This is a genomic window from Bradyrhizobium sp. AUGA SZCCT0158, assembly GCF_018130065.1.
Classification (GTDB): domain Bacteria; phylum Pseudomonadota; class Alphaproteobacteria; order Rhizobiales; family Xanthobacteraceae; genus Bradyrhizobium.
The window spans coordinates 19,099-40,503 of record NZ_JAFCME010000029.1; the positions used below are offsets into that span (position 1 = coordinate 19,099).

The 21,405-nt window shown below is 63.6% G+C and carries 22 protein-coding genes; 7 read left to right on the forward strand and 15 right to left on the reverse strand.

Going from position 1 to position 21,405, the window contains the following annotated elements; all coding sequences use genetic code 11:
* Window positions 1–74: 74 nt before the first annotated feature.
* Both rpsU and JQ574_RS29355 read left to right on the forward strand, forming a co-directional pair.
* The gene (rpsU, locus tag JQ574_RS29350; protein WP_192736788.1) at window positions 75–383 is read left to right on the forward strand and encodes a 30S ribosomal protein S21; all 309 of its coding nucleotides are present in this window, start codon (window positions 75–77) and stop codon (window positions 381–383) included.
* A 168-nt stretch (window positions 384–551) separates the two neighbouring features.
* Window positions 552–1,208 (forward strand): tetratricopeptide repeat protein, encoded by a 657-nt coding sequence (locus tag JQ574_RS29355; RefSeq protein ID WP_212207657.1) that lies wholly within the window; start codon window positions 552–554, stop codon window positions 1,206–1,208.
* Window positions 1,209–1,365: 157 nt separating this feature from the next.
* On the opposite strand, the gene JQ574_RS29360 is transcribed toward JQ574_RS29355, so the two are convergent.
* The 14 genes from JQ574_RS29360 to JQ574_RS29425 form a co-directional block, all read right to left on the reverse strand.
* Window positions 1,366–2,352 carry a hypothetical protein gene (locus JQ574_RS29360; RefSeq protein WP_312014759.1) on the reverse strand — a complete coding sequence of 329 codons (987 nt, stop codon included), beginning with the start codon at window positions 2,350–2,352 and terminating at the stop codon, window positions 1,366–1,368.
* 232 nt (window positions 2,353–2,584) lie between these two features.
* Complete coding sequence (locus tag JQ574_RS29365; RefSeq protein WP_212207656.1) at window positions 2,585–2,869, reverse strand: cupin domain-containing protein; 285 nt, start codon at window positions 2,867–2,869, stop codon at window positions 2,585–2,587.
* 31 nt (window positions 2,870–2,900) lie between these two features.
* On the reverse strand, window positions 2,901–3,998 hold the full coding sequence (locus JQ574_RS29370; protein WP_212207655.1) for a calcium:proton antiporter: 1,098 nt from the start codon (window positions 3,996–3,998) through the stop codon (window positions 2,901–2,903).
* 57 nt (window positions 3,999–4,055) lie between these two features.
* Entirely contained in the window at window positions 4,056–4,862 is an 807-nt protein-coding gene (locus JQ574_RS29375; RefSeq protein WP_212207654.1) for an alpha/beta hydrolase, read from the reverse strand.
* Window positions 4,863–4,880: 18 nt separating this feature from the next.
* Window positions 4,881–6,278: an NAD(P)(+) transhydrogenase (Re/Si-specific) subunit beta gene (locus tag JQ574_RS29380; protein ID WP_212207653.1), complete on the reverse strand. Its 1,398-nt coding sequence runs from the start codon at window positions 6,276–6,278 to the stop codon at window positions 4,881–4,883.
* A 43-nt stretch (window positions 6,279–6,321) separates the two neighbouring features.
* Window positions 6,322–6,639 (reverse strand): proton-translocating transhydrogenase family protein, encoded by a 318-nt coding sequence (locus tag JQ574_RS29385; protein ID WP_212207652.1) that lies wholly within the window; start codon window positions 6,637–6,639, stop codon window positions 6,322–6,324.
* 19 nt (window positions 6,640–6,658) lie between these two features.
* Window positions 6,659–7,783 carry a Re/Si-specific NAD(P)(+) transhydrogenase subunit alpha gene (locus JQ574_RS29390; protein ID WP_212207651.1) on the reverse strand — a complete coding sequence of 375 codons (1,125 nt, stop codon included), beginning with the start codon at window positions 7,781–7,783 and terminating at the stop codon, window positions 6,659–6,661.
* A gap of 136 nt (window positions 7,784–7,919) precedes the next feature.
* Window positions 7,920–8,072, reverse strand: a complete 153-nt coding sequence (locus JQ574_RS29395) for an aa3-type cytochrome c oxidase subunit IV (RefSeq protein ID WP_212207650.1) — start codon at window positions 8,070–8,072, stop codon at window positions 7,920–7,922.
* Window positions 8,073–8,151: 79 nt separating this feature from the next.
* On the reverse strand, window positions 8,152–8,538 hold the full coding sequence (locus JQ574_RS29400) for a type II toxin-antitoxin system death-on-curing family toxin (RefSeq protein ID WP_212207649.1): 387 nt from the start codon (window positions 8,536–8,538) through the stop codon (window positions 8,152–8,154).
* Window positions 8,535–8,795, reverse strand: coding sequence for an AbrB/MazE/SpoVT family DNA-binding domain-containing protein (locus JQ574_RS29405; protein ID WP_192736949.1), 261 nt, complete (start codon window positions 8,793–8,795; stop codon window positions 8,535–8,537). Before JQ574_RS29405 ends, JQ574_RS29400 begins: the two co-directional genes overlap by 4 nt.
* 119 nt (window positions 8,796–8,914) lie before the next feature.
* Window positions 8,915–9,502, reverse strand: a complete 588-nt coding sequence (locus JQ574_RS29410) for an intradiol ring-cleavage dioxygenase (protein WP_212207648.1) — start codon at window positions 9,500–9,502, stop codon at window positions 8,915–8,917.
* 74 nt (window positions 9,503–9,576) lie between these two features.
* Window positions 9,577–11,454: a M3 family oligoendopeptidase gene (locus JQ574_RS29415; protein ID WP_212207647.1), complete on the reverse strand. Its 1,878-nt coding sequence runs from the start codon at window positions 11,452–11,454 to the stop codon at window positions 9,577–9,579.
* A 40-nt stretch (window positions 11,455–11,494) separates the two neighbouring features.
* A complete protein-coding gene (locus tag JQ574_RS29420) occupies window positions 11,495–11,938 on the reverse strand; it encodes a hypothetical protein (RefSeq protein WP_212207646.1) in 444 nt (147 codons plus the stop codon).
* Entirely contained in the window at window positions 11,935–12,213 is a 279-nt protein-coding gene (locus JQ574_RS29425) for a helix-turn-helix domain-containing protein (RefSeq protein ID WP_212207645.1), read from the reverse strand. The genes JQ574_RS29420 and JQ574_RS29425 overlap by 4 nt, the downstream gene beginning before the upstream one ends.
* Before the next feature lie 141 nt (window positions 12,214–12,354).
* Here JQ574_RS29425 and JQ574_RS29430 point away from each other — a divergent pair, with 141 nt between their 5' ends.
* The 5 genes from JQ574_RS29430 (at window position 12,355) to JQ574_RS29450 (ending at window position 19,533) form a co-directional block, all read left to right on the forward strand.
* The gene (locus tag JQ574_RS29430) at window positions 12,355–12,681 is read left to right on the forward strand and encodes a hypothetical protein (protein ID WP_212207644.1); all 327 of its coding nucleotides are present in this window, start codon (window positions 12,355–12,357) and stop codon (window positions 12,679–12,681) included.
* 121 nt (window positions 12,682–12,802) lie between these two features.
* The gene (locus tag JQ574_RS29435; protein ID WP_212275059.1) at window positions 12,803–13,447 is read left to right on the forward strand and encodes a TerC family protein; all 645 of its coding nucleotides are present in this window, start codon (window positions 12,803–12,805) and stop codon (window positions 13,445–13,447) included.
* Between the two features lie 102 nt (window positions 13,448–13,549).
* Window positions 13,550–15,055: a sigma-54 dependent transcriptional regulator gene (locus JQ574_RS29440; RefSeq protein ID WP_212207642.1), complete on the forward strand. Its 1,506-nt coding sequence runs from the start codon at window positions 13,550–13,552 to the stop codon at window positions 15,053–15,055.
* 349 nt (window positions 15,056–15,404) lie between these two features.
* A complete protein-coding gene (locus tag JQ574_RS29445; RefSeq protein ID WP_212275060.1) occupies window positions 15,405–17,576 on the forward strand; it encodes a L,D-transpeptidase family protein in 2,172 nt (723 codons plus the stop codon).
* A 283-nt stretch (window positions 17,577–17,859) separates the two neighbouring features.
* Window positions 17,860–19,533, forward strand: a complete 1,674-nt coding sequence (locus JQ574_RS29450; protein WP_212207640.1) for a DUF882 domain-containing protein — start codon at window positions 17,860–17,862, stop codon at window positions 19,531–19,533.
* A gap of 88 nt (window positions 19,534–19,621) precedes the next feature.
* Here the strand turns inward: JQ574_RS29450 and JQ574_RS29455 are convergent, their stop codons facing one another.
* Window positions 19,622–21,388, reverse strand: a complete 1,767-nt coding sequence (locus JQ574_RS29455) for an adenylate/guanylate cyclase domain-containing protein (protein ID WP_212207639.1) — start codon at window positions 21,386–21,388, stop codon at window positions 19,622–19,624.
* Between the last annotated feature and the right edge of the window lie 17 nt (window positions 21,389–21,405).

A 21,405-nucleotide genomic window follows, 5' to 3' on the forward strand; every position in this document is an offset into this window, starting at 1 on the left:
GTTAAGGGCCAGGCCTTTCGCCAGCTCTTCGCTTTACCAGAATTCCTATCCGATCAATTGAAAGAGGATGCCGCGTGCAGGTTCTCGTCCGCGATAACAATGTCGATCAAGCCCTCAAGGCGCTGAAGAAGAAGATGCAGCGCGAGGGTATTTTCCGCGAGATGAAACTCCGCGGCCATTACGAAAAGCCCTCCGAGAAGAAGGCCCGTGAAAAGGCCGAAGCCGTGCGCCGCGCGCGCAAGCTGGCTCGCAAGAAGCTGCAGCGCGAAGGCCTGCTGCCGATGAAGCCGAAGCCGGTGTTCGGTGCTGGCCCCGGTGGCGACCGCGGTGGTCCCGGTGGCGGTCGTGGCGGCCCGGGTGCAGGTCCGCGCGGACCGCGCTGAACGACCGAGCAGATTTGAATTGGAAAGCGCGGGCCTTGGCCTGCGCTTTTTTCTTTGGGTTTTTCTTTGGTTTTTTGTTTGTCGGTCCCTGGGCCTGACGGGTTCGGTCCGCCGGTTGCGGCTATTTTGACCGATGCATTTTGCGGCGTGCCGGGCTACCTATGCGCCATGAACGCGCGAGCATTCCGCCATAAGGCCATTCCGGCCTCCTGTTCGTTTTCTCGTGGCGTGCGCCATACGGCCGTACTTGTCGCGCTGCTGACGATACCGCTTGGCGGCTGCTCGTTCGATCTGGGATCGTGGGGTGCGGACAGCCCAAAGCCGCAGCCCGTGGCGCAAAAACCGACCGACAATATCAGCGCGCGTAGCGTCAGCGACTCGCAGGGCTATGCCACCCGCGGCCAGGTGCTCGCCAGGTCCGGCAAGAACGAAGAGGCGCTGGCGGAATTCGATCGCGCCCTCGCACTCGATCCGTACAACGTCCAGGCGCTCTACGGCCGCGGGCTGATCTATCAAGGCGAGAAACAATACCAGCAGGCGATCGAGGATTTCACCGCCGCCAATGGCCTGACGCCGCAAAAGGTCGAACCGTTGCTCGGCCGCGCAACAAGCTATCTCGCGATAGACAAGGCCAAGGAAGCGGCCGCCGACCTGGATGAAGCGGTGCAGGCCGATCCCAACAGCGCACCGGCCTGGTCAGCCCGCGGGCAGGCCTATGAGCGGCTTGGCGACAAGGCCAAGGCGGCCGCCTCTTATGGCCGCGCCATCGCAATCCGCCCCAAGGACGAAGCCGCACGCAGCGGCCTGGCCCGCACCGGCGGGTAGCGCCGTTTTCCAGCGAAGCATGCCCGCCATCCCTCGGACTTGATCGCGGGTGGCTACCGGTTGCGCCAGAAGCAAAATCGCGAAAACAACCCCATGCAAAGTAGAAGCCCCGGTCGCGGCCTGCGTCCGGGGGCACGAGAAGACACGATGTTATGGATTATTTCGGCAGGACGGCGTGAAACACCGACTTCGCCGCCGACAGCACGTCCTCGGCAACCGAGGTCCGCTCGCGCCCGGACGGCTCCGCCATATCGGCCCGCAAATCGAGCGGACGCGACACCGGAATTTCGGCCGGCGGCGTCGGACGGCGCGGATCGACAGACGCATTGGCTGCGTAAGGCGGCCTGCCCTGATCGAAAGTCTCCCCTCCTGAAGGCGTCGAGACCGAGATCGGCGGCGGCAGCGGGCGAAGCGCCGGCGCGGTTGCGACCCGCGGCAACTCGCTTCGCGGCGTCTCGATCCGCGAGGGCTCGATACGCGGTGTCTCGACTCGCTGAGCTTCGGGGGCGCGCACCACTTCGGCTGCACGCGGCGAACCATCATTGTTGACCCGCAGACGCTCGATCGCAGCGCGCGCGAGGTCGTTGGCGTCGCGGCGGTCATCCGGCACAACAGCGGTTTCGACCGGCGGCGCGGCGACAGGCGCCGGCGGCGCGGCGGCGACGGCCGGCGCCACGGGCTGCACCGGAGACGGCAGCACGACCCTGATCTTTTCCTTCTCGCGTTCGCGCGGCGCGGCGCGGGTGGCGCGCGGCTCGGCCGGAACGCTCGCGGTCTCGGCAGGCGCGTCGGCGGGCTTCGTGTCAGCCTTTACGTCAGCCTTCGCGTCCGCCTTCACATCCGCTTTGGCTTCAACCTTCTCGACCACCGCCGGCCGTTCGGCCGCGGTCTTCTCGAGGAGGGCTTTTTCGGAAATCCCCTTGGCCCTGACGCCCGCCGTCGGCGGGTTGCCGGTTTCCGCGGCCTTGGTGTCCTGGGTCTTGGCTGCAGCTTTGGGGTCGGCAGCCGATACGGCGGCGGCGACAGGGGCGTCCGTGCCCGGCCTGGTGACGATGTAATGATTGACGATGTAAGCCCCGATGACGGTCGCTGCCACCGAAGGCAGGATGTCGATCGTGAATTTCGAAATATACTTCTTCAGCATGCCGGCCACTCCCCGCGGCAAGTTTGATGCTGGAACTTCTGGGCATATTGAGGGATCAACTAAGACGGATCGGTGGCAATTGTGCAGATCCTCATGAGGTTCCGTTTCTGCGTCTCTAAGGCGACCCCGCCGCCCCTCCTTGTTGCGGGACGTTCCGGGAACCACACCATTAACGGCTTGTCAGGACCTGCGGCCGAAATGAGTCGGTTGCGGCGCTGCCGATAACCGACAATCAGGGCTTCAGTTCGACCTCCAGGAACACGATCTCGGTTGCCGTTTCGTTGAGCACGTCGTGCTCGACGCCCGCCTTGCGGAAATAGGACTTGCCGACGGCGAGCTGCGCCTTCGAGCGTTCGCCATTCGGCGCCACGATGGTCATTTCGCCCGCGGTCACCGGCACGATGACGTAGTCCATCCCGTGGGTGTGGTGGCCGGTGGCACTGCCCGGCGCCAGCCGCCATTCGGTGACGCGAACTTCCGGGGTGTCGACCTGAACGTCTGACTGGGCGCTGAGCATTTTGGATGAACTCCAGGGAACGACAAGGGAACTACGGCACGAATACCATGAACAGGAATACGGCGAACACCACCATGTGGACCAGCCCGAACAGGATGTTGGTGCGTCCGGTTCCGAAGGTGAGCATGCTGAGGACGAAGGTCAGCACCAGCAGCACCATCTCCTGCGTGTTGAGCCCAAGCACCAATTGCTTGTCGAGCGCGTAGGCGGCGACGGCGACGGCGGGGATCGTCAGCCCGATGGTCGCCAGCGACGAGCCGAGCGCCAGATTGATGCTCTTCTGCAGGTCGTTCTTGCGGGCGGCAGAAATGGCGGCGACGCTTTCCGGCAGCAGGATCAACAGCGCCACCAGCACGCCCGCGAAAGCCGGCGGCGCGCCGATGCTGGCAATCGCGATATCGACCACCAGCGAGAATTTCTTAGCCAGCAGCACCACCGCCAGCAGCGACACCAGCAGCAGCGCGATGCTCAGCGCCAGCATTCGGTTCGACAGCAGCGATCCGTCCGCCGCCTCGCCCGCGGCATTCTTGATGAAATAATCGCGATGCCGGATGGTCTGGGTATAGAGAAACACGCAATAGAGAACGAGCGTGACGACGCTGACAAAGCCGAGTTGGGCCGCCGAATAGAACGGCCCCGGCGCCGTCAGCGTGTAGTTGGGCATGATCAGCGTGATGGTCGCCATCACGAACAGCACGCTGAGATACAGGTTGGCCCCGGAGACCTGAAAATCCTGCTCGCGATAGCGCAGCCCGCCGATGAAGATGCAGATGCCGACGAGGCCGTTGCACACGATCATGACCACCGCGAACACAGTGTCGCGCGCCAGCGCCGGCACCGGCTTTTCGCCGAGCATGATGGTCGCAATCAGCGCGACCTCGATGATGGTGACCGCCAGCGTCAACAACAGCGTGCCGTAAGGCTCGCCGATCCGCTCCGCGATCATTTCGGCGTGATGCACGGCGGCAAACACCGTTCCGAACAGGATCGCCAGCAGCAGCCCCGCGAACAGCAAACCGCCGGCCGTCGGTGTGAAGGTCAGCCCGAGCGCGGTGGCGACCACGAACAGCGCCACCGCCAAGGCAGGGAAAATCCACGACGATTTCGGCATCGGGCCGTGCGCGCTCATGCGGTCAAAATCCTTGAAATCATTGCCGTCCGACTATGCAGTAAACAATCGCCGCCGTCAGCCTTTTGCGGCGTTGATGAATTGCCGCGCTGCTGCCGTTGCACCATAAGCATCGAGATCGTTGTGGCCGCCGTCAGGGAACCTGACGAACGTCTTGGGATCGTGCGCAAGCGCAAACAGGCGCTCGCCAAATGCGATCGGGATCGTGGCATCGCGCGCGCCATGCAGGACCAGGAGCGGCGCGTTCACCCGCGCGATGCGGTGGTCGGAATGGAATGGATCTTTGATCGCCCAACGAACCGGGAAGATCGGAAATGCGGCAGCGCCAACGTCGGCAAGCGATGTATAGGGCGCCTCCAGAATGATCTTGCCGATCGGCTGCTCCGCCGCCAGCGCCACCGCGACGCCGGTGCCGAGCGAAAAACCCCAGGCCACGATCTTGTCCGCGCTGTATCGCGCCGTCGTGAAGGCATAGGCCGCGGCCGCATCCTGCAGCAAGCCGCGCTCGCTCGGGTGTCCGCTCGAGCCCGCATAGCCGCGATAGGACATCGCGACGATGCCAGTGCCGTCGGCGATCAGTTCGCGAAAACGCCCGAAGAAGCCGGCGAGGAAATCGCCATTGCCGTGGAAATAGAGAATGACGGGACGGCCGGGCCTGGCCGGAACGTGCCAGACAATGACCTTCTCACCGTCCGCGGTGGTCAGCACATGCTCTTCGGCTTCCGGAAAACCGGCCGCCTGCGGCGTCGTTCGTGTGGCCGTTGGAATCGGAAACAGGAACGAGCGCTGCGCGAAGAACAGCCCGGCAAGCCCGCAAGCATAACCGACCGAAACGACAATCAGCAGCCATTTCAGGACGGTCATGACTTCCCGTGTCCGGGGCTACATCCCCTTGACGATGTTCTCGGTGACTTTCTTGGCGTCGCCGAGCAGCATCATGGTGTTGTCGCGATAGAACAAGGGATTGTCGATGCCGGCATAGCCCGAGGCGAGCGACCGCTTGATGAACATCACGGTGCCGGCCTTCCAGACCTGCAGCACCGGCATGCCGTAGATCGGCGAGGTCTTGTCGTCCTCGGCCGCCGGATTGGTGACGTCGTTGGCGCCGATCACGAAGGCGATGTCGGCCTGCGCGAATTCGGAGTTGATGTCCTCGAGTTCGAACACCTCGTCATAGGGCACGTTGGCCTCGGCCAGCAGCACGTTCATGTGGCCGGGCATGCGGCCGGCCACCGGGTGGATGGCGTACTTGACCTCGACGCCTTCCTTCTTCAGCAGATCGCCCATTTCGCGCAGCGCATGCTGGGCTTGCGCCACCGCCATGCCGTAGCCAGGCACGATGATCACCTTCTGCGCGTTCTTCATGATGAAGGCCGCGTCGTCGGCGGAGCCGAGTTTGGCGGGCTTCTGCTCGCCGCCACCACCGCCGGCCGCCGCGGTCTCGCCGCCGAAGCCGCCGAGGATGACCGAGATGAAGGAACGGTTCATCGCGTGGCACATGATGTAGGACAGGATCGCGCCCGACGAGCCGACCAGCGCGCCGGTGATGATCAGCGCGGAATTGCCGAGCGTGAAGCCGATGCCGGCCGCGGCCCAGCCGGAATAGGAGTTCAGCATCGAGATCACGACCGGCATGTCGGCGCCGCCGATCGGAATGATCATGAGGACGCCGAGCACCAGCGCGATGATCGTGATCAGCCAGAAGTCGAGCGCGCTGCCGGACCGCACCAGACCGAAGATGAAGAATACCAGCGCCAGAGCCAGCGCGATGTTGATGATGTGGCGCGCCGGCAGGATGATCGGCGCGCCACTCATGCGGCCGGACAGCTTCAGGAACGCGATCACGGAGCCGGTGAAGGTCAGCGCGCCGATCGCGACGCCGAGCGACATTTCGATCAGGCTCGCGGCGTGGATCTGCCCGGGCTTGCCGATGTCGAACGCTTCGGGCGCGTAGAACGCGCCGGCGGCCACCAACACCGCGGCCATACCGACCAGCGAGTGGAAGGCGGCGACCAGTTCCGGCATCGAGGTCATCGGCACCCGCCGCGCGATCACGGCACCGATGCCGCCGCCGATGGCGATGCCTAATATCACCAGCACCCAGGCGACGCCGTCCGCCGGCGGATGGCTGGCGAGCGTGGTCGCGACCGCGATCGCCATGCCGACCATGCCGAACAGATTGCCCTGGCGGGACGATGCCGGACTGGACAAGCCGCGCAGCGACAGGATGAACAGCACACCTGCCACGAGATACAATAATGCAGCCAGATTGGCGTTCATCTCAGGTCCCCTATTGTCTTCGCCACCCCGAGGTGCACGCCGCTCACTTTGCCTTCTTCTTGTACATCGCCAGCATGCGCTGGGTGACAAGGAAGCCGCCGAAGATATTCACGCAGGCGAAAATCAGCGCGATGAAGCCGAAGCCGCGCGCCCAGCCTGAGCCGCTCGAGATCATGGGAACGCCGACCGCGAGCAGCGCGCCGACCACGATCACCGACGAGATCGCGTTCGTCACCGACATCAGCGGTGTATGCAGCGCGGGGGTCACCGACCAGACCACGAAGTAGCCGACGAAAACGGCAAGGACGAAGATCGACAGCCGGAACACGAAGGGATCGACGGCCTGTGCAATATGATCCATGGCGGCTCTCCTGGGCTGGCTATTTAGGCTGGAAGTTCGGATGGATGACGGCGCCGTCTTTGGTCAGCGCCGTGGCCTTGACCAGTTCGTCTTCCCAATTGACCGCGAGCGCCTTGTTCGGCTTGTCGATCATGGTCTCGATGAAGGAAAACAGGTTGCGGGCGTACAGGCTCGAGGCGGACTGCGCGACACGGCCCGCGACATTGGTGTAGCCGACGATCTTGACGCCATCGGCATCGACGACTTCGCCCGCCCTGGCGCCCTCGACATTGCCGCCGCGCTCAATCGCCAGATCGATCAGGACCGAGCCGGGCTTCATCGACTTGACCATGTCGGCGCTGACAAGCCTCGGCGCCGGACGGCCCGGGATCAGCGCGGTCGTGATGATAATGTCCTGCTTCTTGATGTGTTCGGCGGTGAGGGCGGCCTGCTTGGCCTGATACTCTTTCGACATTTCCTTGGCATAGCCGCCGGCGGTCTGGGCGTTCTTGAACTCCTCATCCTCGACCGCGAGGAATTTGGCGCCGAGACTTTCGACCTGCTCCTTGGTGGCCGGCCGCACGTCGGTCGCGGTGACGACGGCGCCAAGCCGGCGCGCGGTCGCGATCGCCTGCAGGCCGGCGACGCCGACGCCCATCACGAACACTTTTGCCGCGGGAACCGTGCCCGCTGCGGTCATCATCATGGGGAAAGCGCGGCCGAACGCCTCGGCGGCCTCGATCACCGCGCGGTAGCCGGCGAGGTTGGCCTGCGACGACAACACGTCCATCACCTGCGCGCGGGTGATGCGCGGCATCAATTCCATCGCGAAGGCCGACACGCCGGAGTCGGCGATGGTCTTGAGCGCCGCCTCGTTGCCGTAGGGGTCCATGATGGCGATGACCAGGGCGCCGCGCTTGTATTGGCCGAGTTCAGAGGCCTCCGGCCGCTTCACCTTGATGATGATGTCGGCATCCTTCAACGCGTCCGCGCTGATGGTGGCACCGGCCGCGGTATATTCGGAATCCGGCAGGCCCGACTTGATGCCCGCTCCCGGCTCCACCACCACTTCGGCACCGATCGCCTTGAACTTCTTCACGGTATCGGGGGAAGCAGCCACCCGTGGTTCGGACGGATCGATTTCCTTGGCAACGGCAATCTTCATGGGGCCTCCGGCGGCGCGAGGGCGCGCGCGCAAGCAAACTAGCGTTATTTCCGCTTAGTTGGATACCGGTTTCATAACCGGGCAACGTGCAAATTTTTCTGGTCACCGCCGCCCGGGCGGTGCAGCCGGCGACGCATCAGGTCAGGAAGTAGCCCATCAGAGCGACGATCACGACAACGGCGATGGTGCCGTACTTGACCAGCATGATGAACCCTTCATAGGTCTGCTCATGGGCCGGATAATCGTTGCCGTCAGCGGTCGTGTAGGCCACTTCGCTATGGTCTGCCATCGGTATCCCCAGTAATCATCGATCTCGCGTGCAATTACCGCAAAGCCGCCAGCAGGGCAACGGGACAAAGCCTATCGGGTCATTCGGAAGGCCAATTGTCCCGGATCCAGCGGGTCAGGCTTTCCTCGCTGACCTCGCCCGCGGCCAGGGACAGGATGATGGCGGTGGCGTGCGCCGGATCGGGCGCGAACGGGATGTCGTTGGCCCGCAGAAACACCATCATGGCGTGGAACGCGGTGCGCTTGTTGCCGTCCACAAAGGCGCGGTTGCGGGCAAGACCGAACGCATAGGCTGCGGCGAGCGCGGCCATATCGGTCTGTCCATAAGCCCATTGATTGACCGGCCGCATAACCGCCGACTCCAGAAGGCCGTGATCCCGGAGGCCCTCTGGTCCGCCAAATATCGCCAGTTGCTCGGCATGCATGTCGATGACTTCGTCGACATCGAGCCAGATTGGCTCGCTCATTTTGCAAGCGCGGCAAACGTATCGCGATATTCGTGCATGATCTGGCGGGCGATTTCCATCGTCCGCGCGTGCTTGGGGTTGAACGGCGAAAGACGCAGGCTGCCATCCGGTTGCTCGACCGGATAGAACTTGTCGCCCTCCTTGAGATTCAGCCGGGCAAGGAGTTCTTTCGGCAGGATCACGCCGACCGAATTGCCAATCTTCCGAATTTGAAGCGCGGTATCCTCGATCTTGTACTCACGAGGGGCTTCGTTCATGCCGCGAGGGGTCTTGGTCATAGCACCGGCTCCGTTGTACGGAACGTATAACACGGCCCCCCACCTGTTCAACAAATGTTTTACAAACATCCGGAAATGCCGGCGCGGCGCGAAAGCGCCTAGCCGACCACGAAATCGAACCGTCCGGCGAGCCATCCGGCGTTCTTGGCGGTGCGCACCAGCAACGCCTTGCGGAACAGGCCGTCGGAGCCGTTCTGCGATTCGCCCGGAAAATAGAGCTGGGTCGTCAGCACGCGGCCGCCGCGCGGCTGTACCTTCACATGGATGTGGCGGGTGCGGCCGGGATAGACGCCAGGCACGACGGTGCGCAACCGATATCGCCCTTCCGCATCGGTGAACTGATGACCGCGCAGCCGGAAGCCGGAATTGTCATATTGCCCCCTGCCGTCGGCCTGCCAGAAATCCAGCAAAGCGCCAGAGACCGGCTTGCAGGCACGGGTAAGCACGAACCCAACGAGTTCGATCGGCTGCCCCGCCATCCCCTCTTCAAACAGTTCGACCCGCTCGGGCGAGGACGGCTTGAAGTAAGGCCCTTCGGTCTGCGCCAAGGTTGCCGCCTCGCCGTCTTGGCAGGCGGGCGTGGGCCGAAGCGGCGCCTGCGCAACAGCGCTTTCGATCCCGAACAGCGAACCGGCCACGAGGGCGCCCGCTCCAAGCACTGCGCGGCGTGTCGGCGTGTCGACCATGAGCACTGCACTCCTGACGTCGCCGTCATGATGGGGTGCGACGACGGCCGAAGTTTGTCGCCGCGGCGCGTGCGTCAGCCCATCGTTTCCAGTTCGTCGATCATGCCGGCTATGACCGACAGCCCGCCGTCCCAGAACTTCGGATCCTTGGCATCGAGCCCGAACGGCTTCAGCAGTTCGGAATAATGCTTGGTGCCGCCGGCCGCCAGCATCGCAAGGTAGCGCTCGGCAAAGCCGTCGGAGGCATTCTCGTAGACCGCATAGAGCGAGTTCACCAGGCAATCGCCGAACGCATAGGCGTAGACGTAGAACGGCGAGTGGATGAAGTGCGGGATGTACATCCAGAAATTTTCGTAGCCCGGGCGAATGTCGATGGCCGGCCCGAGGCTTTCGCCCTGCACGCTGAGCCAGATCTCGCCGATGCGCTGGGCGGTCAGTTCGCCGTTCTTGCGCTCGGTGTGGATGGCGCGCTCGAACGAATAGAACGCGACCTGCCGCACCACGGTGTTGATCATGTCCTCGACCTTGCCGGCGAGCAGCGCCTGACGCTGTTTCGCATTCTTGGTCTGCCCGAGCAGCCGCTTGAAGGTCAGCATTTCGCCGAACACGCTGGCGGTTTCGGCGAGCGTCAGCGGCGTCGGCGCCATCAGCGCACCGTTTTTGGCCGCCAGCACCTGGTGCACGCCATGGCCGAGCTCATGCGCCAGCGTCATCACGTCGCGCGGCTTGCCCTGATAGTTCATCAGCACATAGGGATGCGCCGACGGCGTGGTCGGATGCGAGAACGCACCGGGCGCCTTGCCCGGCCGCACCGGCGCGTCGATCCAGCGGTCGGTGAAGAAACGCTCGGCGATATCGGCCATCTCGACCGAGAAGCCGCGATAGGCCGTCAGCACCATGTTGCGGGCCTCGGGCCAGGCGATCGTGCCGGTCGCCGCGAACGGCAGCGGCGCGTTGCGATCCCAATGCGCCAGCTTCTTCTTTTTGAACCAGCCGGCCTTGAGCGCGTAATAACGATGCGACAGCCGCGGATAGGCCGACCTGACCGATCCGACCAGCGCATCGACCACCTCGCGCTCGACACGGTTGTTGAGATGCCGGGAATCCGCGACATCCGCAAAGCCGCGCCAGCGATCGGAAATCTCCTTGTCCTTGGCGAGGGTGTTGGTGACGAGCGCAAAGGTCCGCTCGTTCTCCTTGAAGGTTTTCGCCAGCGCCTGCCCCGCGGCCTTGCGCTTTTCGGGCGCGCGGTCCTGCAGGAAATTCAGCGTCGGCTCGATCGCCAGTTCTTTTCCACCGACCTTGAAGCGCAGGCCGGAGATGGTCTGGTCGAACAGCCGGTTCCAGGCGGCATAGCCGCTCTGGGATTTTTCGTGAAACAACTGCTCGACGCGATCCTCGAGCTGATACGGCTTGTCCTTGCGCAGATCCTCGATCCACGGGCGATAGTAGGCGAGGTCGGGCGTCTGCAGCGCGCGCTCAATCACGGCGTCGTCCACGCGGTTGAGTTCGAGCCCGAAGAACAGCAGATGCACCGATGCGGCGGTGAGCCGCTCCGAAACGTCGCCGTAGAATTTCGTGATTGCGGGATCGACGCTGTCGCCGGCGTGGATCAGGCCGGCATAGGAGCCAAGGCGGCCGGCGAGATCGTCGATCGCCTCGTAGCGCTTGACCGCTGCGGCGAGCCACTGCCCGCCATCATCCTTTGCAACGTTGTCGGCCAGTTTGCCTTTGTAGTCGGTCTCGAACGCGATGCATGCGGCATCCATCTCCTGCAAGTCACGCGCGACTTCGGGGGCGTCGATGCCGGAATAGAGGTCGGCCAGATTCCATTCCGGCAATTTGCCGGTTTTCGATTTGGCTGCGGCGGCCTTGCTGACGGCAGTTCCCTTGCTGATTGCGGTTTTGCGGGACTTCTTGCTGGCGCGGGATGTCGCAGATTTCGCGTTCATGAACACTTTCAGATTGGCGTGATGATTTTTGACGAGGCGATCAGGCGAACGCTGCCAGCTGCGGCGCGAGCTGCACCAGCAGCTCTTCGGTCTCCGCGATCATCGGCTCGAGTTTTTCGTGGAAGACGCTCCGAATCGCACACCACAGCGTGATCGCCCGAACCATCAGCCACGACGTGCAAGGGACCGCGGCCCTCGCGTGCAGCGCGACGAGATCGAGGTTTCGATGCTCGAACAGCAGCCGGCCCAACCCGTCTTCCAGAATATAGCGCCCCCCGACCCGGGACACACACAGCTCGCAGGCCTGATCCGGAAGCGGGCCCAACAGATAGAACTGGGCATCGCCTTTTTCCGTCGTGCCGGTTTCCCATTCACGGCCGGTCGATGGCGCGAGCGCAGCCTGCAATGCCGCGGAGATTGTATTGAGCTCCCGTTCGCTCCAGACGCCGGTTTCATGTCTGCGCTCGAACGCAACCACGCTCATTTGCTTTCCGCTCCGAACAGCAGCCGGTGCAGTTCCGGCTCGTAGTACAATAATAGATGCCTAGCGAACGCCGCCTGTTCAAGACCCAATTCGCTGGCCCACGCGCCCATAATTTCGGTCGGGACACGGCTGAACCCGTTCTCGACCTGTGAGATGAACGTATAATACTTGAGACCGAGCCGCGCGGCGAGATCGGCCTGCGACAATTCGGCATCCGCCCGGCGCTGCTTTAGCCAATCCCCCGCCAGTTTCCGCAATTGCTTGGCTTCCGGCACAGCCTTGCCCGGCAGCCGTTCAGCGGAAACGTCTTGATGTTTTACTCGTTTCATGATTACTAAACTAGCCAAATTGAATACCGGGATCAGTCAAGTTCCCTACCACAATCTCAGCTCGCGAATAAGATTTCGATGGCCTTCTTGGACCGCAATCAGATTGTCCGAACGAGCGACCGAGCACCTTCGGCTCGCGGCAAGGAGCTGTTTGCCGGCATCCTGATCGTGGCACTGATCGCCACCCTCGGAATCCGGAGTGTGGTGCCGGCGGATGCGCTGGCGCCTGCGATCGTCACCCTGCTGTTTGCAATTGCCGCTGCGACGGCTGGCTTCGCGCTGCTTTGCCGGCGCGACCGCTTCCGCACCATGTGGTTCGACCTCGCCGGAAGCCTGACGTTCATCGGCGTCGTCCTCTCCGTTCTGATCGAGCCGGACCAAATGGTCAGGCTTTTCACCCTCGAACCAACCTGAGTAACGGAATCAGTTTCGCAGTTTTGACTGCGTCGTTTTTGTCTGCACGTCCAAGCCCGGGCCCCTCTGGCAGTTCAAGCGAACTGCGATGTCGGATTGGACCATTCACGGAGTGGCCCGCATGTTCGAACTAATCTCCTCAGAAGCCCTGACAGCGTTTTTCCAGGTCGTGATGATCGACCTGGTGCTCGCCGGCGACAACGCGATCGTCATCGGGCTTGCAGCCGCCGGGCTACCGGAGGGTCAGCGCAAGAAAGCGATTTTGATCGGCATATTGGCCGCCACGATCCTGCGCATCGGTTTCGCTTCCGTCACGGTTCAGTTGCTGCAAATCATTGGACTGCTGCTCGCGGGCGGCATTCTGCTGCTTTGGGTATGCTGGAAAATGTGGCGTGAGTTGCGCACGTCGCATCATCATGAACCGAAATTGCAGGATCTTTCGGCAGCAAGAACGATCGATCCATCAGCCGCTGCGCCCAACCAGAAGACGCTTGGCCAGGCCGTCTGGCAGATCACGCTCGCCGACGTGTCGATGTCGCTCGACAATGTGCTCGCCGTCGCAGGTGCGGCGCGCGAGCATCCAATGATCCTGATATTCGGTCTGGGACTTTCCATTGCGCTGATGGGGCTCGCCGCCAACTTCATCGCGCGCCTTCTGGAAAAGCATCGCTGGATCGCCTATGTCGGCCTCGCGATCATCCTCTATGTGGCTTTCGACATGTGCTATCGCGGCGTTCTGGAGGTGTGGCCACATCTCAACACTTAGCCGCTCACGCACAGCCGCAGCTCCAACAATTAAGTGTGCGTTAATCGCCATAGGCGAGAGTGCCCCGATTCGATACAGTTGGCGTAACGTGCGGGGTAAACCATGGCTGCCACCATTCTGATTGCTGATGACGACGCGGTGCAGCGCCGTCTGGTAGAAAACATGGTGCAGAAATGCGGTTATGAGTCGCTGGTCGTCGACAGCGGCGACGCCGCCGTGGCCTTGCTGACCGCCCCCGACGCTCAAGCGATCGATGCCGTCGTTCTCGATCTCGTGATGCCCGGCCTCGACGGGCTCGGTGTGCTCGCAAAAATTCGTGATGCCGGTTTGACCGTTCCCGTCATCGTGCAGACCGCCCATGGCGGCATCGACAATGTGGTTTCGGCAATGCGCGCCGGCGCGCAGGATTTCGTCGTCAAGCCGGTCGGCTTCGAACGGCTGCAGGTCAGCTTGCGCAACGCGCTCAACACGCAGGCCTTGAAGGGCGAATTGCAGCGCATCCGTCACAGTCGCGAAGGCCGGCTGACCTTTGCCGATATCATCACCCGCAGCGAAACCATGGCAGGCGTGCTGCGCACCGCGCAGAAGGCCGCCTCATCGGGCATTCCGGTGCTGATCGAAGGCGAGTCCGGCGTCGGCAAGGAATTGTTTGCCCGCGCCATCCACGGCAGCAGCGAGCGCAAGGCCAAGCCGTTCGTGGCCGTCAACTGCGGCGCGATCCCCGACAATCTGGTGGAGTCGATCCTGTTCGGTCACGAGAAGGGCGCGTTCACCGGCGCCACCGAACGCCACATGGGTAAGTTCGTCGAAGCTTCCGGCGGCACGCTGTTCCTCGACGAAGTCGGCGAACTGCCGCTTGCAGCCCAGGTAAAACTGCTTCGTGCATTGCAGGAAGGCACGGTGGAGGCCGTCGGCGGCCGCAAGCCGGTGAAGGTCGATGTCCGCATCATTTCGGCGACCAACCGCAAACTGCTCGACCTCGTGAAGAACGGCGCCTTCCGCGAGGACCTGTTCTATCGCCTGCACGTGCTGCCGCTGACCATTCCTCCGCTTCGCATGCGCCGCGAAGACATCCCGCATCTGTTGCGGCACTTCCTGGCGCGGTTCAGCGCCGAAGAGAACCGCACCATCACCGGCATCAGCGGGGAAGCCATGACGCATCTGGCGCAGCTCGATTGGCCCGGCAATATCCGCCAGCTCGAAAACACCGTGTATCGCGCCGTGGTGTTGAGCGAGAGCGACCAGCTTGGCCTGTCGGACTTCCCGCATGCCGCCGCCCACCATATCGTCCCGGACACGGATACCCAGGCTCTGCACGGCGAACCGCTGATCGTGGGTCCGTCGACGGCGCCTGCGATGGTGTCAGGTAATGAGATACCGATTGCACCGCTGAGCAACACCGGCAGCCTCGCGATGCTGACTCCCGCGGGCGAGGTGCGGCCGCTCGAGGAAATGGAAAACGAGATCATCCGTTTCGCGATTTCGCACTATCGCGGGCAAATGTCGGAAGTGGCGCGCCGGCTGAAGATCGGCCGCTCCACGCTCTATCGCAAACTCGACGAGGCCGCCGCCAACGATCCGGCTGAGGGCGCGCAAGATACCAATTGAGCAATTGAGCTCGACGGACGATTGTGGCGCTCCGGTGGCAAGGGCTTGAGCGCCATCGGCGCTTCGGGAACCTTCGAACCGTGGCTTGCCGGTGACAGACAAATCTCAGGGGGCATGGCAAAACCACGCCACCCGAATTGCAACTGGTGGTTTGAGGTCAGTTTGTCGTGAGTTGCCCCCCATGGCGCTGGCTGCATGAAAGGGGCGCATGTATCGTCTGCGTTTGAATCGTTGCGTGCAGGCGTACCGACTTAAAGCGATCGAGGCCGGCGCTTTCGCGCAAGCTGTGACGAGCGATACCTGAAGGACTGCTCCATGCCGGGGCGGTTCCGCCCAAGGGGGTGTGACGATGCGTGACTGTTCGACCAACCGTGCTGGATTTGACCGCGTGCTGATCGCTGTCGCGGCAACCTTCCTCGCGGTGTCCGCGACTTCTGCATTGGCGGGTCAGAGCGATACGCCCCGGACCAGTGCTGCAGAGCTCGCAATCGATGCAGCGGTCCCGCGCCCCGAACCGGCCAACGTTCCACCGCCGACCATCGGCGATTTCAAGATCGAGAGCACCGCGTCAGTGCCCGATCCGGCCAAGACGACAGCGCCCGCACCGAGCACGACCGCAACCGTTCCCGATCCGAGGCCGGCCGAAACCGTCGCCGTGCCCGCGGCCGCGCCCCCCAAGAGCGACGCTCCCAAGAGCGACACCGCGACCACGACGCCCGCAACGCCCGCGCCCGCAACGGCTGCGGCGCCTGCCGCGGAGCCGGTGAAAGCCGCGAGCAGTGTCGCGCCGGCGGATCAGCCGGTCGCCGACAAATTGCGCGACATGCTGGCCAGCAAGGCGCTGCGGACCTTCGACCGCAAGGGCGAGCGCGCCGCGGTCGAAAAATTCTACAGCGCCCGCGAATACGCGCCGCAGTGGACGCAGGCCGGCAAACTGACCGCCAGCGCCAAAGGCGTCGTCGCGCGCCTGAAGGACGCCGCCTCTGACGGCCTCAATCCCTCCGACTATCCGGTGCCGGATTTCGCGGCCGCCACCTCGCCCGATCAACTCGCCGACGCCGAACTGAAGTTGACCGCCAGCATGCTCGATTATGCACGCCAGGCGCAGAGCAGCCGGATGCACTGGTCGCAGGTCGCTGCCGACATCCTCTATCCCGAGCATCCGACCGATCCGGCCGAAGTGCTGGCCAACATCTCGACCGCCAAGGATGCTTCCGCAGCCCTCGAGGGCTACAATCCGCAGTTCAAGCTGTACAAGGATTTGAAGGCCAAGCTCGCCGAACTGCGCGGCCAGGGCGAAGGCCCGGTGGTGCAGATCGCCGAAGGCGCTCCGCTCGCATTCAAGGCCGCCACCAAGAAACAGCCGGAGGTCGCCCCCGAAGATCCGCGTGTGCCGCAACTGCGCGCCAAGCTCGGCGTCACCGAAAACCCTGATGACACCAAATACGATGCCAAGGTCGCCGCAGCGGTGCGCAAATTCCAGGAAAGCGCCGACCTCAAGCCGACCGGCGTGCTCGACGACAAGACCGTCAAGGCCATCAACAGCCCGAAGCGTGACCGCCAGATCGACACCGTGATCGTCAACATGGAGCGCTTGCGCTGGCTGCCGCGCCAGCTCGGCGTGCCGTCGCTCAACAATGCCTACGTTATCCTCAACGTGCCCGACTTCACGCTCAAGGTGATGCAGGGCGGTGCCCCGGTCTGGACCACCCGCGTCGTGACCGGAAAGCCGGGAAACCACGCCACGCCGATGCTGACCGAGACGATGAAGTTCATCACCGTCAATCCGACCTGGAACGTGCCGCCGTCGATCATCTACAACGAATATCTGCCGGCGCTGCAGCAGGATCCGACCGTACTGCAACGCATGGGACTGAGGCTCGAACGCAACCGCGACGGCTCGATCCACATCTCGCAGCCGCCGGGTGAAGCCAATGCGCTCGGCCGGATCCGCTTCAACTTCCCGAACAAGTTCCTGGTCTATCAGCACGACACCCCGGACAAGCACCTGTTCGCCAAGGATGAGCGCGCCTTCAGCCATGGCTGCATGCGGGTGCAAAATCCGGATCAGTACGCCTCGACGCTGCTCAACATCGTCATGCCGAACGACAAATACACGCCGGAAAAAATCCGCAGCATGTATGGCCGCAGCGAGGTCGACCTGCGCTTCCCGACGCCGATCCCGGTTCACATTACCTATCAGACCGCGTTCGTGGATGAATCCGGCAAGCTCCAGATGCGCCGGGACGTCTATGGCCGCGACGCAAGGATGCTGCCGCTGCTGAAGAATTCCGGCAGCAGGGATCTGGAAAACGTAGTGGCCCATGCCAACCCGAGCTACGTCCGGCCGAGCGGCGCGTCCCTGCCCTCCAACGTCGCCTTCAACAACGATTACGGCAGCTCTGGTCCTTCGTTCTTCGAGCGGCTGTTCGGCGGCGGACCATCTGTTACGCCTCCCGCGCCGGTCGGCCGCCGGCCGCAAGCGCAGCCCCAGCAGCAGCGGCGGGTGATCACCCGTTAATCCCCGGGGGTCTCAATCCCCGGGTCCCCGCCGCCCGTCGAAATTTTTAAGTAAAATCAACGATCTCGCCGCTTTGGCGAGATCGTTTACGTTAACCATTATCCATCTCGGTTTTGGCACAGGGCACTTTTTCGCCACAGTCGACGGGTTAGGTTAAGCCTAACTTGGGGGCGGGTCGGTAAACTTCGGTTAACCCTCCCGCTTTAATAAAGCGTTCACCCTCTTTCGCAGGTCCTAGGGAGGCCTGGTTTGCGAAAGAGATCGGTGATCGCTGGTCGACTGGGTGGGCTCATACGTGCTGACTGGTTTCGCGCGCCAATTCAATTCGCTTCGTCTGCCGAAGGCCGGATATCAAATCGGCCTGACGTCCCTGTTGCTCCTTGCCGGAGCCGGGTCGGTGCATGACGCGACCGCGCGGAACGAGACCAGGACGCTTTCTTTCCACCACACCCACTCCAACGAAGACCTCACCGTCACCTTCAAGCGCGACGGGCGTTACGACGAAGAAGCGCTGAAGAAACTCAATCACTTCCTCCGCGACTGGCGCAGCCAGGACCAGACCACGATGGATCGTCACCTCTTCGACATCCTCTGGGAAGTCTACCGCGACGTCGACGGCAAGCAGCCGATCCAGATCATCTCCGCCTACCGCTCCCCCGCCACCAATGCCATGCTCCGCCGCCGCTCGTCCGGCGTGGCCCGCCACAGCCAGCATACGCTCGGCCACGCGATGGATTTCTTCATCCCGGGCATTCCGCTCGAGCAGATCCGCGCCGCCGGACTTCGCCTGCAGCGCGGTGGCGTCGGCTTCTACCCGACCTCGGGATCGCCGTTCGTTCATCTCGATACCGGCAGCGTCCGTCACTGGCCGCGCATGACCCATGACCAGCTGGCCAGGGTGTTCCCCAACGGTCGTACCGTCCACCTGCCCTCGAATGGTGGTCCGCTGAAGGGTTATGAACTGGCCCGCGCCGACATCGAGAGGCGCGGCAGTGGCGACGACGCTGCAACGGTCGGCAAGAAGCCCAGCCTGTTCGCGTCGCTGTTCAAGAGCGGCAAATCCAATGACGAGGAGGATGAGGGCGGCGCCCCCGCCACCGTCAGGAACGAAAAGCCTGCTCCTTCTGTGGTGGCCGCCGCCGCGGCCCCGAAGGCCGCCGAGATCGTGCCGACGCCGCGCGCAAAGCCGGTCGCGGCAACGATCCAGCTGGCCTCGGCTGATGCGCAGATCGTTCCGGCGCCCAAATCCAAGCCGGAGGCATCCAAACCGGAGCCATCCAAACCGGACGCCAAGCCGGCCGCGCAGGCTTCCGCCGACAAGCCGGCCGAGCCGAAACCGCAGACACCTGCCGACATCATCAACGCCCGCGGCTTCTGGGGCGATGCGCCGACGACGGCCAATCAGCCCACCCCCGTGCAGCTTGCGGCCCTCCGGGCCCGTCAGGCCGTCGGCGCCGCCGATCCGCAACCGACTGCCAGCGTCGCCGAGGCTTTCAACAAGGCGCTGGCCTACGCGCCGGCCGCCTCCTCGCCGGTCGACCGCGCCAACGTGGTTGCTGCCTCCGCGCCGATCCCGCGCACCGTGCGGCCGGCGCGCAACGCTGCCGCCGCCGCCACCGAAATCAACACCGTCGTCGCCAAGGGAGCGCAGGGGGCATCGCAGGGCCAGGGCAGCGTGATTTCGACCTCGACGCGCCTTGCCGCCGCCAAGGGCAACGATGTCTGGATGCGGGTCGTGATGCTGGCGCCGAGCGCGAGCAACGCGATGTCAACGACCGTGCTCGGCGATACCGACATGACGCTGATGCGCAGCTATTTCATCAAGCCGCCGTTCGCGATCACGATGGGCTTCTCGGAAGATCCGATGCTGGGCATGACCACCGACCGGTTCACCGGATCGGCGACCGCCAAGCTCACCACGCAGTCTTTCGTCGTGCGCACGGCGTCGCTGCGCTAAGCGCGCACAACTTCCATTGGTCTCGAAATCATCCTCGCGAGCGCGCGGCCCCTCTACGCCGTGATCACCGTGTTCGTGCTCGGCTGCGTCAGGCCGGCAAGCCTGCCTTGAGCAGGCCAGCCTCGTGACGCTGGCGGTCGATGGCGTGCTTGTAGTGCTGGGTGGCGAGGTAAACGGCCACCGAGAATGTCGGCTCTGACTTTAGAACCTCGGCCGCGTGCGCAGCGGCCGCGACCGCGTTGCCCATTTGCGCAAACGTGGCTGCGAGGAAGGCATGATGGGTGTAGTCGGGCCGCGTGATCCGCGAAAAGGCCTCGATGGCGTCGGCATATTTCTCGGCGCAATAGCAGGCGCGCCCGAGATGACTCCAGAAGCGCTCCGGATGGTACGGGTTGAGGCGCATCGCCTTCTTGATCCAGTCGATGCCTTCCTCCGGCCGCCCGAGCCAGGTTAGAAGCTCGCCCTGCTGCACCACGACAAGGTCGTAGTTGGGGTTGAGCGCGAGGCCTCGCTCCTGGTGATACGCGGCCTTGTCATGGTCGTTGCGGTTCAGGTTCAGCGCGGCGAGAATCCGGTGTACGTCGCTGTCATTGTCGTCGAGCGCCAGCGTGACCTCCAGCTCCGCGGCCACCTGATCGAAGGTGGCATCGCGATCGGCACACCAGCCATAGACCCACGTCTGGCCGAGGACACATGCTTTCCAGGCGTGGGCATGTGCATAGTTCGGGTCGAGCGCGAGGGCGCGGTCGAGCAGGCGCTGCGCTTCGGCGTTGTCCTCGCGCGTCGAGCGGTGGTGCCGCACCTTGGCAGCCAGCACGCACTCATAAGCCGCCATGCTTTCGGTCGGTTTGCGTTTTGCGCGGTCGTGCCGGGCGGCCTCGACCCTGCCGGGGAGCGTCGCGACGATCGCATGAGTGATCTCGTCCTGGATGGCGAAGATGTCCTCAAGCTCGCGGTCGTAGCGTTCGGCCCAGACGTGCTGGTCGGTTTCTGCGTCGATCAGCTGCACGGTGACGCGGACGCGATCGCGCGCCTTGCGCACGCTCCCCTCGAGGACGTAATCGACGCCGAATTCGCGCGCGATCTCGCGCACGTTGACCGCCTTGCCCTTGTGCACGAACGTCGAGTTGCGCGAGATGACGAGCAAATCGCGGAAGCGTGACAGCTCGGTAATGATGTCCTCGGTGAGGCCGTCCGCGAAGAATTCCTGCTCCGGATCGCCGCTCATGTTGGCGAGCGGCAGCACGGCAATCGACGGCTTCTTGGAGGCCGGCGCCGCCACCGCAGCGTCCTTTGCGCCCTCTGGCGCGGCTTCTGGATCGGCATCGAGCCGAACCCGGAAGACGCGGATCGGACGGACGATGTTCTTGACGCTCTGCTCGCCGAGATCCTCGAACGCGACGTCATCCAGCCGTTGGCCGACCTGATCGCGCACCGCGCCCGAGACACAGATGCCGCCAGGCTCGGCGAGCATTTCGAGGCGCGCCGCCACGTTGACGCCGTCGCCAAAGATGTCGTTGTCCTCGACGATTACGTCGCCAAGATTGATGCCGATCCGGAACTGTATCCAGCGCGCCGGCGAGACGTCGGCGTTGCGCCGCGCCATCCGGCGCTGAATCTCGGCGGCACACAGCACAGCGTCGGCGACGCTGCGGAATTCGACCAGCATGCCATCGCCGGTGGTCTTGATGATGCGGCCATGGTTCTTCGCGATGGCCGGATCGATGAGTTCGATCCGGTGGGTCTTGAGACGGGCAAGCGTCCCCGTCTCGTCAACCTCCATGAGCCGGCTGTAACCGACCATGTCGGCGGCAAGGACCGCTGCGAGCCTCCGCTCTGGTCCAGGCACGTCCATTTCCAGGTTCCCTTGCG